13 protein-coding genes are annotated in these 15425 nt (G+C 57.1%); 11 read left to right on the forward strand and 2 right to left on the reverse strand.

What is annotated here, in order from left to right:
• Positions 1–16: 16 nt before the first annotated feature.
• Positions 17–316 (reverse strand): hypothetical protein, encoded by a 300-nt coding sequence (locus HMPREF9056_RS00265; protein WP_009233120.1) that lies wholly within the window; start codon positions 314–316, stop codon positions 17–19.
• 592 nt (positions 317–908) lie between these two features.
• Here HMPREF9056_RS00265 and HMPREF9056_RS00270 point away from each other — a divergent pair.
• The 11 genes from HMPREF9056_RS00270 (at position 909) to HMPREF9056_RS13940 (ending at position 13824) form a co-directional block, all read left to right on the forward strand.
• Complete coding sequence (locus tag HMPREF9056_RS00270) at positions 909–1904, forward strand: hypothetical protein (RefSeq protein ID WP_009401766.1); 996 nt, start codon at positions 909–911, stop codon at positions 1902–1904.
• Between the two features lie 162 nt (positions 1905–2066).
• Entirely contained in the window at positions 2067–2831 is a 765-nt protein-coding gene (locus HMPREF9056_RS00275) for a response regulator transcription factor (protein ID WP_034513164.1), read from the forward strand.
• A 5-nt stretch (positions 2832–2836) separates the two neighbouring features.
• A complete protein-coding gene (locus HMPREF9056_RS00280) occupies positions 2837–5227 on the forward strand; it encodes an ATP-binding protein (RefSeq protein ID WP_009401770.1) in 2391 nt (796 codons plus the stop codon).
• Positions 5228–5741: 514 nt separating this feature from the next.
• Positions 5742–6899: a hypothetical protein gene (locus HMPREF9056_RS00285; RefSeq protein ID WP_009401773.1), complete on the forward strand. Its 1158-nt coding sequence runs from the start codon at positions 5742–5744 to the stop codon at positions 6897–6899.
• A 123-nt stretch (positions 6900–7022) separates the two neighbouring features.
• Positions 7023–9263 carry an FtsK/SpoIIIE domain-containing protein gene (locus tag HMPREF9056_RS00290; protein ID WP_253269870.1) on the forward strand — a complete coding sequence of 747 codons (2241 nt, stop codon included), beginning with the start codon at positions 7023–7025 and terminating at the stop codon, positions 9261–9263.
• 37 nt (positions 9264–9300) lie between these two features.
• Positions 9301–9555, forward strand: coding sequence for a hypothetical protein (locus HMPREF9056_RS00295; protein ID WP_009401777.1), 255 nt, complete (start codon positions 9301–9303; stop codon positions 9553–9555).
• 26 nt (positions 9556–9581) lie between these two features.
• The gene (locus tag HMPREF9056_RS00300; RefSeq protein WP_034513166.1) at positions 9582–9842 is read left to right on the forward strand and encodes a hypothetical protein; all 261 of its coding nucleotides are present in this window, start codon (positions 9582–9584) and stop codon (positions 9840–9842) included.
• Positions 9843–10143: 301 nt separating this feature from the next.
• Positions 10144–11295, forward strand: coding sequence for a hypothetical protein (locus tag HMPREF9056_RS13925; protein WP_157184956.1), 1152 nt, complete (start codon positions 10144–10146; stop codon positions 11293–11295).
• A 19-nt stretch (positions 11296–11314) separates the two neighbouring features.
• The gene (locus tag HMPREF9056_RS13930; protein ID WP_157184957.1) at positions 11315–11782 is read left to right on the forward strand and encodes a DUF6301 family protein; all 468 of its coding nucleotides are present in this window, start codon (positions 11315–11317) and stop codon (positions 11780–11782) included.
• A 67-nt stretch (positions 11783–11849) separates the two neighbouring features.
• Entirely contained in the window at positions 11850–12317 is a 468-nt protein-coding gene (locus tag HMPREF9056_RS13935) for a hypothetical protein (RefSeq protein ID WP_172635220.1), read from the forward strand.
• Positions 12318–12435: 118 nt separating this feature from the next.
• On the forward strand, positions 12436–13824 hold the full coding sequence (locus HMPREF9056_RS13940) for a HEPN domain-containing protein (RefSeq protein WP_157184959.1): 1389 nt from the start codon (positions 12436–12438) through the stop codon (positions 13822–13824).
• Between the two features lie 50 nt (positions 13825–13874).
• On the opposite strand, the gene HMPREF9056_RS13945 is transcribed toward HMPREF9056_RS13940, so the two are convergent.
• Positions 13875–15326 (reverse strand): hypothetical protein, encoded by a 1452-nt coding sequence (locus HMPREF9056_RS13945; RefSeq protein WP_157184960.1) that lies wholly within the window; start codon positions 15324–15326, stop codon positions 13875–13877.
• Positions 15327–15425 lie beyond the last annotated feature (99 nt).

A 15425-nucleotide genomic window follows, 5' to 3' on the forward strand; every position in this document is an offset into this window, starting at 1 on the left:
CGCACCGACCTTTGGGCTACAGTTGCCCGATGCGCTGCCCAGCACCCAGGGCGTACCCCGTGATGATCGCTTCGTAGAACTGGGCGCCACCGGGGGCGATGCGGGTCTGGGCCTCGGCCTGGGTGACCAGCGTGGCGATATTGGTCAGGACCTGGGAGGTCAGGAAGGCCCGGGCCTGCTCGGCCTGGGCCGCTACTTCTGCCTGGGCGGCGACCTGCTCGATCTCCCGCCTGGTCACCCGGGCCTGGCCATTGCCTAGCACCACCCCCATCCGGGTGCGCTGGGGCGAGAAGAGACTGAGATTGGTAGAAGCCATGAGAGGTCCTTTCGAGAAGAGGAGAAGGAAGCGAGGAAGATGACCAGCCGGGCCGGTCATCTCGTGCCGACGGCGTGCTGCCACCCTGGATGGAGCAGGCCGTACTACCTGCCACTAGCCGCGCCAGACCGGCGTTTTCTGCCGGTCTGGCCCCAGGCTCGTGGCGTTGGTTAGAACGGTAGGCAGGCCGCGCCGCAGCGCCGTCAAAGTTGGAAGAAAGTTGGAAAAGAGGGCTCGCTCAGGCGTCCACCACTGGCACGAGCAGCTATGAGCCAGCCTCACTGCGGGAGACAGCGCAGCGACTGGGGCAAGGAGCCAGTACGCCAAGCCAGGCACAGACGGCTCGCCGCTGTTCTTCGGCTCCCCTGCTATATCTCCTGGTTTGTCCCGACCGCTCGGTCTAGGCTGGTTTGCGGCCCGTCCCGTCCGACTGACACCCGAGTCGCCACTCACGACTGGCCCGTCACAGCAGGCGTCTTACCAGCACCGGTACTGGCACGTCGGTTATCTCGTCGCTGCCCCGCGCCAGCGACGTCATCTCTCCCTATCCCCACACCAACTCTGCCCACACTCCCCTCTAGGAGGCTTACTCATGTCCCGCGCTCGTCTCGATGCCGATGATGCGGCGTCCTTGCTGCGTGAGCTGGCGTGGCTGCGTAAGCGCGGTGGGTTTACGGCGGCGCGGCTGGTGCATGCCCCGATCGTCGATGAGGTGCTGCGGGGCAGCTTGGAGGACTCTTTTGAGCGGCTGCGCCATCGCTTCGTCTCAGCCATCCACAGCCTGAGTGAGAGCGGGAGTGAGCAGGACGAGCCGCTGGTGGGTGTGCTGCTGGCAGCCTTTGCCCTCAGCCCTGAGACGGTGGGTAGTGGCAGCCTGCTGGAGCGGCGACGAGCGATGGCGAGCCGCTTGGGCTGCAGCATGGAGACGATTGCCTCGCGGGAGGAGGCCGGATTGCGTCTGCTGCACAGTCGCCTGGTGGCCGGGCGCTACGCCCAGGCACCGCTGGTGCTGGATGTGCCGGAGATGCACGGTGGGATCGTCTATGAGGAGACCACCACGCTCATCGTGGTCGAGCAGCGTCAGTGGCGCGGCACGGTGGACCACTACCGGCTGGCCAACATGGCCGGCGAGCTGGACTTCGTCACTATCTCCCGCTCCTACCCCGCTCATGTCACGGCGCAGCCGGGCGGGGAGTTCAGCGTCAATAGCCGCCCTGTCGAAGGCGCGGGGTGGAACGATCACTTCTGGCACATCGACCCCGCTACCGGCAGGCGCACGCCGATGCAGGACGCCACGCGCTACGACCTCGCCTTCCGAGCCGAGCCCGTGCCAGGCGAGGAACCCACCACACCGATCTCCTTGGCTAGCCGGGCCTTCCACGCCCGCTCGCTGCTGGCCACCATCCAGGTGCGCTTCATCGGGGAGGTGCCGTTCAGCATCTGGCAGTTCACCGGGGCGAGCCCCTTCGCCCGCCCCCAGGCAGCCAACCAGTACAACCGCACCAGCATCGACACCCACGGCCAAGCCACCCTCACCCAGCGCGACGTGCACGGCGGGCTGTTCGGCGGGTTTGGGTGGGAGTGGTGAGGAGTGATGTACCCAAAAGTGCGGCCTCGCCGTTGGAGGGTTGTGCTAACTGCCGGTTGGTCAACTCTGGTAATCGTCAATGGTGATGCGCGCTACCAGGTTGCTAGCGTCAACACCGCCTGATCCACGCTCCTTTCCCCGACGGTTCGTGAGGACGCAGAGATGACACAGCCACCTGTCAACGGTGGTGGCTCGGTTGCCGGAGTCGCCCCGCATCATACCAATCCCATCGCCCAGCAGGCACCCGCCGGCGAGGTGCCACGAGTCGGCACCGTTGCCCTGGTCGATGACCACGATGTCATCGCCCTGGGTGTGACGACCATGCTGGCGATGACCGCCAGCCTTCACTTTCGCGGCGGCTACCCCAGTGTTGCGCAGCTGCTGGAGGAGACGGCCGCGACGAAGGATCGCTTGCCCGATGTGGTACTGCTCGACCTGCGCTTACCGGACAACTCCGACCCCTCACACAACGCCCGTACCCTGCGCACGCGAGGCGCAGCGGTAATCGCTTACACCAGTGGCGATGACCCCTACCTGATCCGGCGTGCCTGTGAGGGCGGTGTTCTGGGTGTCGTCCGCAAGTCCGAGACGCCGGATGTCCTGATCAGCACGATCTGGGCGGCGCTGCGTGGTGAGCTGACGCCATCACTGGACTGGGCAAGTGCTCTGGATGCAGACAGCGCATTCGTCACTTCTGCTCTGACGCCCAGCGAGCAGGAGGTGCTCTCGCTCTACGCCACCGGCGCGGAGGCGAGCTTCGTCGCCCGTCAGCTCAGCCTGTCGATCCACACCGTCAATACCTACGTCTCGCGCATACGCCGCAAGTTCATGGACGCTGGCGTCCCCGCTGGTAGCCGCGTCGACCTGCTGGTACGGGCCCAGGCCGAAGGACTCGTTCCCACACTGGATCTCCAGCACGCGTTCTGAGCACTATGGCAGCCTCCGCCGCTCCGTTCGCCGCCGACACCGGCTCGACCAGTGCTTCCCAGCAGAAGCGAACCGGCTTGGTCAACCGGATGCTGCTCGATGGCACCAACCAGGACGCGTATCAGATCATCCTGATTATGGGTGCCAGCCTGTTTGGGATGCTCTTCGAGCTGTTCCATCAGGAGCCATCGCTGTTTCAACAAGTTGCCGAGGCACCCCGATGGTATCGCTGGGCGGCTGGATACCCGTATCTCTTTGGCCTGCTGATCCCGCCAGCGCTGTGCCCACTGGCGGCATTCACTATTTCGCGCCAGCATACGTCCCGCGCGTCGGCTGCTGCCGCTGGGGCACGACTGGGGACATGGGTTTATCTTGCGCTTCATGGCTGGGCATGTGCCGCCATACTGACGCTGCACAATCTCGATCCCGATCAGCCACATCTGGCATCAGGCATCCACCCGCTGCCGGCCTTTGGGATGGTGATTGCCGCGGCACTGCTTGCAGCGGTGGCGAGCTGGCGGACGGCGGTGATTGGCCTGGCGGTGCTGTTCTTGCTCGAGTTCATCGTCCGTCTCTATGCCGGAAGCGAGGGGCTACTCGAAGCGCTGACCCGAGCCGGTTACAGCACGACCTTCGCGGGCTGCTACTGCCTACCGATCAACTGGCTGATCGGCTGTGCCAGGCAGATCGACACTGAGAGCCAGCGCAACAGCCACGAGGAAGACCTCGCCACGCGGCTGAGCGCCCAGCTGGCCGGCAGCCGCCATGCCCGCAACCTCGTCCACGATCATGTCCTGGCCGCGCTCGTCTCGTCCTTTCCGGAACGCGGGATGCCGGCAAAACGACTCCGCGCCGCCGCAGCCGATGCACTTGAGCTCCTGAAGCAGCCAACACACAGCGATGACCACCACACCACCACCGACCTCGTCGACCAACTGCGCTCATGGTGCCAGCAGCACGTGCAGCCGCAGGTTGAGTACCAGTTCGCTTCTGCTGCCGATCCTGAACTGGGGACTGAGGCAGAGCTCAGCCTGTCTGAGGACGAGTTCGTTGAAGTTCTCGCCGCGAGCCTAGAGGCACTGCGAAACGTCGCAGCGCACAGCAGCGGCGGCGAGCCGCAGCGCCACGTCCACTGCACGGTATCCACCCAGCAGTCCGCTAGCACCCTCACCATCACGATCACTGACGATGGCGTCGGCTTCAACACCAGCCGCTTGAGCCCGCTGCGCCTCGGGCTACGCCAATCAATCATTGGACGGATGCGCCACTTACCAGGCGGGCACGCCAGCGTGTCGTCGGAAATCGGGCGTGGTACCACCGTCCAGCTCGGACTCAGGAAAGCCACTCCCAAGGCTCACACCGCAGACGCTCTCCCACTGACCGGTGACGGCTTGTCGGCCACAGTACACGGGCACTGGGGCCGCATCGGGCTCGGCTGCATCGTCCTCACCGCCTGGGCCCACGTCATGCGCAGCAGCGGCACGCCCGCCCATGTGTTGGCTTCCATCCCCAGCGCCGTCGGCGTCACATGCTCCTTTCTTGCCTTGGCCTGGCCGCCACGGGGCCTAGCGCGAGCACTTCAGCGCTGGTGCATACTCTCCACCTCAGCACTGAGCACAGTTCCGTTCCTCACCTGGGGCCCCCTCACACCAACACTCGAGTTGGCGTCATGGCCCCAAGGGTATAGCGCCATCTTCACCGTACTCCTGCTTCATCAGCGGCGTTTGAAACTGGCACTAGTCAACCTCGGGGTCGTGGGAGCCGCCCACCTTTTGCCCGTCGTCGCGATCGGTGCACCAGCAGCCCCATTCGTTCGCTCGTTCGGATTTCAGTGCATCAACGTCCTGACGGTCGCAACTGTAATTGCCCTGGTGCGCTCAATCGAGCCACGCATCACCGCCATGCAGCGCCAAGCCCACCAAGCACAAGTACTCCGCACCGCCAGGCAAGCCCGCCTCGAAGCCGAAACCACCCTACTGACCGACGTCAGCCGGCGGTCACGCCCAGTGCTTGAGCAACTGCGTTCACTCACCGACGCCCCAAGCGACGCCTTGGTGCAACTGGCCCAGCGGGTCGAAGCCGAGCTGCGCGATCTCATCCGCGTGCCGCGCCTGGCAAGCCAGCCTGCTCTCGTCGCCGCCGTTCGGCAGGCGCGCGATCGAGGCGTCAACGTCATCCAGCTCGACGACTCCCAGCAGGACTCAGACCTAGCAACCGCACCAGCACCGCTCCCCACCACACTGGTCGACACCGCCACTCGCATACTGCACCGCGCGAAAAACGGCGAGTCAGTCGTCCTTCGCCTCTGCCCGCAGCACTCGCCGTACGCTGCCACCATCCAATCTCACAGCGCAGCGGGGGCGATCGCACTAGAGCGAATTCGGCGCGCGAGTTGACGTTGGCATCAGCGATTGAGGTACTCAGACAGCCCACGAGCCGCAGCAGAGGCGTTCAGCGCCGCTCATCCACGACTCACCAGTCGGCGTACACGCTGTAGGCACTCTCGAGTTCTCGGCCTCCAGCACACACACGTAGCGCCCGCATACATTCACGACTCATGCCGTTACGAGCAGATCGATAACGACTACGAATCAAAATTACGAGACCACGCTGCGCCAGTCCTTCCCACCATTTGTCTAACAACTTACAGTTTCCACGACACCCAGCCTGGGACTTCCGCACAGAGTGCGCCAGCTGGCTCTCATGTATCCCACAAACCGCTTTAATCCCGCACCGCAAACTACTGTCTAAGTACTCAGACTGGTCGATTACATCACGGTCTCACTAATCTCGGTTCCGCCAAGCGAATACAAATCAGACGCAGCACCAGCGCCTGCACGCAAGGATGCGTCTACCACTCGCTTCGCTTTCCTCTCCGAATCCCGAATCGTTGAGTTAGGAACCCCTGAGATGGCATATGAGCAGACTGTCGCCGTGGTCGATTACTACCAGGAACTGAACCTGGACAAGGACGACGCCACCCCTGACATTCAGGTGCAGTTGAATAAGATCCGCATGCAGTGGCGGCAACGCGCGTCACTGAATGGTAACCGCGGCGAAGAGGCGAGAGCAAAGCTCAAGATGATTGAGAACGCCTCGAACGTGTTCTCAAATGAAGACTCGCGCGATGCATACGACCGCTCTCTGCGCGCACTCCCTGAAGTGGCTGAGCAGGATATCGACTGGATCGGCCGAGCTTGGACGTACTACTTCGCTGACGACCCAGGGGCAGCCAGTGTTGCCGCACGCAAGGCACGGAGCGAGCATGGCGATGATCCAAACGCTTATGTAATCTCCGCGTGGATCGAGCTCGCTGAGGACAACTACAACGCAGCTAAAGACTATGCAGCCGAGGCATATGTTCTTGATGAGCTGGGTGAAGACACCGTGGATGTCTACCGAGTACGCGGCGTCACATTCTACTTCACAAAGAGGTACGAAAAAGGTATTGAGTGCTTCCAGCGCGCGCTGACCAAGGCACCACGCGAAATGGTTCCTGACATCGCATTCCGTATGGCCGCCTGCTACATCAGGATGGAACAGTACACGCGGGCGATAGACATCTGTGTTGAGGGACTCAAAGCGGATGCCGAGATGGGCCCTGACACCTGTGACGCCGTCACTCACTACTGCTGCGTCGCACTTGAGGAGCACTGTTTCGACGCAAATGAGCTCGAGAAGTCGAAGAACTGGTTCCGCAACATGCGAGACAAGTTCACCGGACTTAACGTGCCACAGCATCTCACGGCAACCATCATCAAGTTCATCGATCTCTACATCAAGCGCATCGAGTTACTGCAGGTTCCACCCGCCGACCCGAACCGGGTCCCTGATTTCCCGCTCAAAGCGGTCGGGATAGCCATTCTCGGTATCATCGCATTCATCTCATACCCCCATATCGTGACATTGCTATTCTTTGCAGCACCGACCGCCTGGGTCGTATTCTTCTTTGTCCGCCACGCCGAATACAAACGCATGAAGGATGCCTACGACCGCTCAGTCGTTGAGCACCAAAAAGTGCAGGCTGAGCTCCGAGCCATCCTGGATATCCTGGAGAAGCGATCCTAGGGTCACAGCCTTCTAATCGCGATTGGATCAACGATGCAAAGTCAGGTAGCCGACACGATTTCTCTTGGCAATGACATCCTAGGCTTCATCGGGCGGAGCAACATATGGGTCGAGGATTCCTTGGTGAATCGTGACTCGGTGCGGTTCACCCAGTTCCTGATGGCCAAAGCGCTGGAGGAGACAGCGCCAGGGCAGCTAGAGGTGCTGGTCTTCGATGATGCGCTCAAGGGTATGGCAGCACCGTTCCAGGAGGTCAACAGTGGCGGGGAGAAGATCCTGCGCCACATCAACGACGCGCAGGAGCTCACCGAGACCATCCACCACCTGCACGAGCACATTCAGGCTGTCCTCAACGTCATCCAGGGGCGCACGGAGAGTCTGTTGGACTTCCGTCAGCAGCTCTCACCGAAGGTGGAGGGCTTCAAGCTGGTTGTCCTGTCCACTGACTATGAGCTGCTTAGTGATGAGATCAAGGACAAGTTGACCGTCCTGTTCAAGGCCGGCCCCGCCGCCGGTGTCACTTTCCTGATCCACTCCATGACGTTGGGGGTCAACGAGCTTGTTCTTGGCCTGAGCCAGCAGTGTCAGGTCGACGGAAGCACGGTTCTAGACGAACGCAGTGGCGTACGGGGCCGCTTCGACCCGCAAAGCGCGGATGGGCTGATCGCGGTCAGTCGCCGGGTGGCGTCCGCTGTTGCGTCGGCGCAGGTGGAGCCAGTGGCCTTCAGCGAGGTGCAGCCGTTGGATGCCCCCTGGTCGCAGTCCAGTCGGGACGGCATCAGCTTTGCAGTGGGTACCTATGGGATGTCCACTATCGAGGTCACCCTCGGCGACGAGCTCAACCAGCGCCACAACGCCCTGATCACTGGCGCGGTCGGGCAGGGCAAGTCCAACCTCATCTCGGTGGTGGTGCACTCCCTGTGCCAGCGCTACTCCCCCAGTGAGGTCGAGTTCTACATGCTCGACTTCAAGGAGGGTGTCACCCTCCAGGCATTCGCCCCAGACCCGATCACTGGCTCATTCCTGCCGCACGCTCGCGTGCTGGGGCTGGACGCCGATCGGGAGTACGGCGTCAACGTCCTGCGCCATCTTTTCGCCATCTACCGCCAGCGCATGGCCACCTTCAAGGCATCCGGGGTGCAGAACATCCGCCAGTACCGCCTGGCTGATCCTGAGGCAGTCATGCCCCGCATCGTGGTGGTCATCGACGAGTTCCAGATGCTCTTTGGCGAGGACGACGACACCGCCGAGAGCGCGGTCGACTTGCTGGTTAAGGGTGCCCGGTTGTTCCGCGCCTGCGGCATTCACTTCATCCTGGCCTCCCAGACGATCAGCAGCGGCTACCTCCTGGGTGGCACCGCAGGCGAAGGGCTCTTCGGCCAGGTGCCGGTGCGCATCGCTCTGAAGAACTCCCTCGCTGAGTCCCACGCCACGCTGGGGTTCAAGAATGATGCTGCCAGCCACCTCAGGTCGCGAGAAGCCATCGTCAACCTCGACTACGGCGAGCTGTCCTCCAACCGCAAAACCACCATCGCCTACGCCGACGACAGAATCCTGGGCGAGCTGCGCACCGCCTGGTGGCAGCAGGCCCGAGACACCGTCGCCCCGCCTGAGGTCTTCGAGGGCGAGCGCCGCCTCAGCATCCACGACGACGCACGCATCTTGCCGTCGCTCCACGCCGGCCAGGCGATGCTCGGCAGACGCATCAGCGTCGGTGCCGCACCACTCACGGTCGACTTCACGACCGACGTCGGCCGCAACCTGGCGCTGCTTGGCACCGGCCCAGGCCACGCCGTCCTGCTCAACACTGCGCTCTCCCTCCTGCACAGCACGCCCGCTGCCGAGCTCATCCTTCTCGACCTCATCGGCGACTGGCACCTACCGGCCCGCGACGCCGTGCGCGCCGCCTTCGAGCAGCAGCTCACCAAGATCGGCGGCACCTACCGCGTTGTCGACAAGCACCAGGCCGACGCCCTTGTCGATGAGTTGGCCGAGCAAGTCGCTGACCGCGCCGACGACGCCAGTGCACCGCCCGTCTACGTCATCGGGTTTGGCCTGGAGCGCTGGCGCAGCGACAGCGACGACGTGCAAGAACTAGCCAAGTCCGCCCCTACCGCAGGAATACATCTTCTGGGCTGGTGGACAAAACTCGACTCCTTCAAGGAAGTCATGGGTTTCGATGGAGACGCATCCTTCGATATCCGCGTCGCCATGCACCTCGATTCAGCGTCGGCATGCGACATCTTCAAAGAACCACTCCTGGCCTGGACACCACAAGACAACCGTGCCCTTGTTTGGGACAGCGCAGTGATGAGTACGCCGCAAGGCATCATTCCGTACACCGTCGTACCCTCGATGAATTAACCATTTTGCAAAGCCTGAACGAGGAGGCTCTACGAGCATGGCACTTTCCGAGATAATTTCAACCATCGAAGATATCAAACGCGACATCCAAAACCAGCAGAAGCAGATCAGCCTGTTCAAGAAGAGCAACCAAAACAACATCAGCCGCGTCCAGGCCGAACTCAAAGGTGGCCGCAACAACCACGACAAGAACATGCTTAAGGCGCTAACGGAAGCCGCCAGCAGCCTTAAAAAAGCGGAGACCGCTCTCCAGCAAGCCGAAAAGAGCGCCACACAAGCTGCCCGAATCTAAATCGCTCACACTCCGAGGAATAGACGATGCAGAATTTATCCGAGGTCATCACAGCCGTCCAACAGATCGCAGACGACGCCAGCAAACTCGGACAGGGCGCTAACTCGACAGCAGAAACGCTACGCAAAAAAGCACAGAAGCTGAGCATGGTTTCCAAACCGTCAAAGAGCGGCGCAGCTGCCGTCCAGCAAGTTAGCAGCGCCGCCAAATCTCTCGCCAACTGCAGTATGGCCATGTCTGCCCTACAGAAAGCTGCGGGCGAATTCATCAAAGACGCTAGCAAGTAACAGGACAACACCAATGTCCGCAATAACAAAGCTAGCATGGCGGCGAAATAGAAGGATAGCTCGTAAGTCACTTGAAGCCGCCATAAGGCTTACGCAATCAATCGAAAGAGACTGCGCCGACGTCGAGCAAAAGACACGACAAACTGTTGGCCACCACCAACAAGGCAACAAGATGGCGGACGAACTGACGGCCGCCATTCAAAGAATGGGAGAATGCCGCCGACAACTCGCGTCAGCCTTGTCACAAGCCAACTCCATCCCAACCGAGCCTCCTCAAAATGCCAAGCAAGAATAACTTTCCATGTCAGAAAATTTTGAAGAAATAATTAAGCGGCTCCGACAGTGCAGACAACAGATCAACTCAAGCAGCGGAGCGACCGGCCACCTGAAGACACTCGAAAAGATTGTCGTTAAGGCAGAAAAGTCTCTACGTCGAATACACGACCCCAACGCACGTTCAGCGCTCGCTAATACTGTAGGCGCCAAACGCAAACTAAGGTTTAATAACCTAAAGCGCTTCATTGAAAAAAATAGGCAACTAGAATACGGTATCAAGCGAGGCGAATCGGGAAAGTCCACAGAAGAAAACGTCGAAGCAACGGGAAACACAGCACCATTCTATTCTTCAACGATTTCCGAAGCCACCCAAGGCCATAGTGCCGCCACCGAAACCCATACTCCCAAGTTAGTAAAAGCAATTAAGGGGCCAAAAATCGAATTCTTCATCAGTGACATTGGTGCCACAGGCTTGCTGTCAGAAGCTAAATCAAATTTTGAAAGCACAGTCGGAACTGGCACAATACATAGAAATGAGCACAAAAACGCTCTTCATGTACGAAATAAATGGGCAAACATGTACGGCATCGAAGTCAAGGGTCTTACTAAGGGTAAATTTCTAGACACCATTCTAGCCGCAGAAGACGATGGGCGCATTAGTTCCCAAAAGGCCGAATCATTACGTAAAATCATCATAAGAGAGCAGCAACTACACCAAGACCTGAATGAAACGTCAGAAAGTTTAGGCGAACAAGCAACGGAAATGGTAATGAAGGCGAGAAACGAAGAACCTCTTCTAAGCCAAGAGGCAAAAACAGGAGCGGGGATGCTGGATCGTGCGAGTCTTGGAAGAAAACCGCCGAGGATAACCATTTATGAAGCAAAAGGCGGGAACTCTGGACTCGGCTACAGAATAATTAAAGGAATAAAATATCAGCAGGGAACTACCACCTATCTCAATGAACTCACACGGCTTGACCATCGATACATTGAAGGGATCAGAAAGTATGTTATGAGTGTTTCCGATGACGACCTTATATCGTGCGCTATTCGAAATGGCACCATTGAGGTGCGATACGAGCTAGTGGAAGCGAAGCCCGACGGCAGAATCTACGTGACCCCATTTATACTAGACGAAACGATATTAGACCTTCCGGAACTAGACAAAATTCTATAACATAGGATATACTATCGTCATGACATGGAACAGCATTACCCCACAAAAATTTGTCGAACTTGTAAATTACTGGGTCAACCAAGATTGGCCACTCACAGAAGACAAGTTGTCAGCGGCTATGGAAAGACTGGGCTGGGATGAAAGTGATCCAAGTACTATCGTAAAAGATATTCCAGTTAGTCAGCCAAGACTGAGCGCGACCACGTCCGATCCGGTTAGAGGGCTTGACATAATCTCGTGGAGTTTAACAGATATTGATACAACAAAATTAATTGAACAAGACAGATTTATGAACGACGCTTTTGTCGGCTATGTAGAAGCAGGAACTGCCGTTTGGGGTAGACCTCGAATCAAGCGTGATGCTGAGCGTGAAATTGCATACTGGAAGACAGAAAATGGCTGTGAGTTTCAAATATCCAATCGGCGTTCAGCTATTGCCATACACATCTTTTCTCCGCAGTATGCGAAAGTATACAATAGTATTTAAGCATGACGGTTTCAACATGTACCAATTCTCCTGGACACAGTTTGAGAATAGAATTGCGCGCGCACTCATGCGCGCTGGCGATCGAGTACACATTGTACTGATCCCCGAAGTGTCTGCAGAATATATGACACAGTACCTTCATTACGCCGTTAGCGACACGGCTATTGTCTGTGAACTACATCTGCCTCCACAGACGTGGAATGTATCAAGTGTGCACAAATCCAGTGCTATCAGCGCTATGGTCAATCAAGGGTGGCAGCAGAGTAATGAAAATGAAGTTTACTCGTGCCATTTCCCGCTGCCAGCGTATAGCTCAACATATGCGTCACTCGCGGCACAATCGATCCACATTTTGCGTAACATACTCAAGGTCAGTGAACCATCTTCATTGACTTACTACGCATGGCGCGCTCCTGAAGAGCTAGAAGATGGTCGTTACTACTCCGCAGAAGAAGTAGATGAGTTGGACGAGGGCGAGGATCCGCTTGAGGTTGATTTGGGGATTGACATGGCGTTAAGGCGACCGGAAGTCTAACGGACTGATGGATTAGATTCGTTCTACCCCGAGCGGCATCTCCCTCTATAGCCTCCACTTGTAGTAGGAACCAAACTAATGTAGCATTTAGTATTCTCATTTACTGTGGAGGTTTCCAATGACGGACAATGAACTCATTGTGGGTGAGCCACGTCTAGGCTGGCTGATCGATGGCAACCCCGAGACACCGGAAGCGGCTGTCATGCTTCGGGACACAGGATCTATCATCGAGTTGCGGATTCCTCTCCAAGGCATGCTTAGGGAAGACGGGCCGTACGCACGATGGTGGTCGTCGCTCACTATGCACGCTGATGACCCTGAGCAAACAAAGTACAGTTATACTCCTCCACGCGTCATGCTCTTTCATGACGATTGCGGCGTTGTTGCCCTGGTAGGATGCCGCGCAAGCGGAGCCCGCCAAACACTCGACGCCGGCTATGGTGTCATCGTTGCCAACTATGCAGTGCTAGGTGGTAGATCGCCAAAGTACGACAAAGTTAACGGCATGCGGAGTGACATCCCCGCTATGGCAGCCTGGACGGGTATCTCGTCCATGGCTGTCAAGCCAAACAATGATACTGAAGGTCTTCTTGAAGCAGTGCAGGTCGAGTTGAAACGACTTCCTTCAGTTTCTATCTCGCGAACACTGAATTTGGTCATTCACCCGTTATGGGACGCGAGCCAGCGACACGCCGACTTCTCAACTCGCGAGCGGATCATGATCGAGACAAAGGTGAAAGACGCCAGATCTTGGGAAGAGCATCTCATGGTGCATGGCGCTGTCTGGGATCTTGTATCGATTGCTGCCTGGAGACCGTTTACCGTTGCAAGGCTCGAAGTTTGTCGTGGTGACGACTTGGTCAGAACCTCAAGAGGCACGACCGGGCGTTGGAGCCAGGTGGTGACTCATCGCCTCCCTCAGTACAGCGATGACGATAGTCGAAAAATCTCATTCTTGTTCTCATATGACGATATCGGAGCTAAAGGTGTCAAGCGTTGGCTGCGCTTGAGGGAGGCATACACCGATGCGCTTGATCCGTTCCTAGGTGTCCTTCGCTCCGACGAACCATGGAGCGACGCCAATGTTGTCCAGATGGGGATCGTTTTGGAGAAACTTGGCTACCTCATCGACTGCGAGAAAAACGGCGGAGCAAATTGCAACGGACGGAATCAGCTGAGTTTCAATGATGCGTTGCAAGTCATTCTTGACGATATGCCCGTGACGCCATTTATAGGTGATGATGAATCCGAGAACGAAGTGCATGAGAATGAATTGTCGGTTGACGACACTAGCGACGCTTGGAAGCGCAACATTCGTGCGGCCTACATGGGTTTGAAGCATGCCGATCGTACGATGCCTGACTCGCTCGATCTCATCAACGCCCTGCGGAAGAGTATTCTCGTCGTTCGCTTTTGGATAGCACACCAACTCGGTGTCCACGAGAATGTCCTCAAGGAGGGCCGAAAGTACGACCCGCTATCTAAGAAGTTCATCGGCATCGATTAACGTCACATCATACAATCGGCAACTCATTCTCTTGAACCTTTAGGCGGACATCAATTCTCAACGTTGCCACCTGCCAGTCTAATGATACGGGAGTCCAAACGAAGCTTTTCAGGTTCGCCATTAAACTTTTTAATTGCATCCATTAGTTCGCGATCTGGGCGGCTAATTACTTTTGGTTCCAACATTTTAATCATTTCCTCCCATTGACTCTGTCCGGAAGGTTTGCTGAGAGGGAACGAGAAGACTGGGTCGATACAGGTACGCAAAGCGATTCCGGCATCCTGAGACGAAAATTTTTGTATCATTTCTCGATACAAAGGCTCCGCTGCTCGTGAGACGCCATAACCATTTCCGATATAGCACTCCAGTACTGTTCGCACATAACTGTCACGCACGTTTTCGGGAACGGCCCCATCAGATCCGACCAGACTCAACAGTCGCTTCGCAGGTACAGGTTCGTTATAGAAGTTGTTTATATCGTGGTGCACGGTGCGAAGGTTTTCTATGGCATCAAGCATGTCCAAAGCACGCACTTCCGACGTAAGGTAGGCATTACCTCCATCAGCGAGGTCAAGGAGCTCACGTGCAGCGTCCGCTGTTTCTGTATCGGCATTCGCACTCGCGCGTGCATGTCGCATACCGTACTTGAACCGATCGGAATCGTCGATATAGGGCCATAGTCTTGGCCACAGAAGCCGGACATTATCGGCAACTAGTGTAGATCGATCTGGCGCAGTGTAGAGGCCAAATAGACCATCGCCGAGTGCACCCGCGCGATCGGGAGGCAACTGCTCAAAAAAAGCTGCTTCTTTATCTGCATAGGCTACATCCAGTGTGTTTATTTTGATATTCGCAAGCAACTTACCAGTATCAACAGCAACATTGTCGATTGGCTGATTAATGACTTCCCGAATACAAGTTTCCAGAAATTCAATCAACTCAAAACCGGAAAGTGAATTCTGATTTGGGTGTGCGGCGGACGCGTGATTTCTCATGAATCGGATGTGATCAAGGCGGGCGAAACCAACGTCAGTTAAAAGACCAATTTTTCTCGAGGCACGAAGTAAGCGAGCATCGTCGATGTTTGATAGGTCATCTTCGGTTTTCAGTTGTTTACGGAGGCTTGAATTGTCGCCAGCTGCGATGTCGAAGAAGTAGTTGAGATCAAAATTGGCAACCCGCGTCCGAAGTTCACCAATTAACTCGTCCCACATGTAATTGATGGCAGCATCAAAGAGTCCAACCGTAGCGGCTGCAACCATCTTCGAAATATAATAGGAACGATTTCGAGCACTGCTGGGCAGTTGGGAAATCACTGATCGTAGGTTATTAACAAGTTTTTCACGTTCCATTACGGGAACGAACAGGTTACCGGATGGCAGACCAATGTTTTTTATAAGTTCTTGTATGCTGCTTTCAAAACGCTCCAAATCGGTCTCATTGCTGCTTGCTGAGGTAATGAGGTCGTTACCGGTAGCGGACACGAGAGCGTCGTCATTCATGCGCCGATAGTACAACACGATTACTGGCAGGAGAATAGCCACCAATCACCACCCTTAGGTTGATTAATTTATCATTGTTCGGAACTTTGTTATACTATT

The organism is Actinomyces sp. oral taxon 170 str. F0386 (assembly GCF_000195595.1).
Classification (GTDB): domain Bacteria; phylum Actinomycetota; class Actinomycetes; order Actinomycetales; family Actinomycetaceae; genus Actinomyces.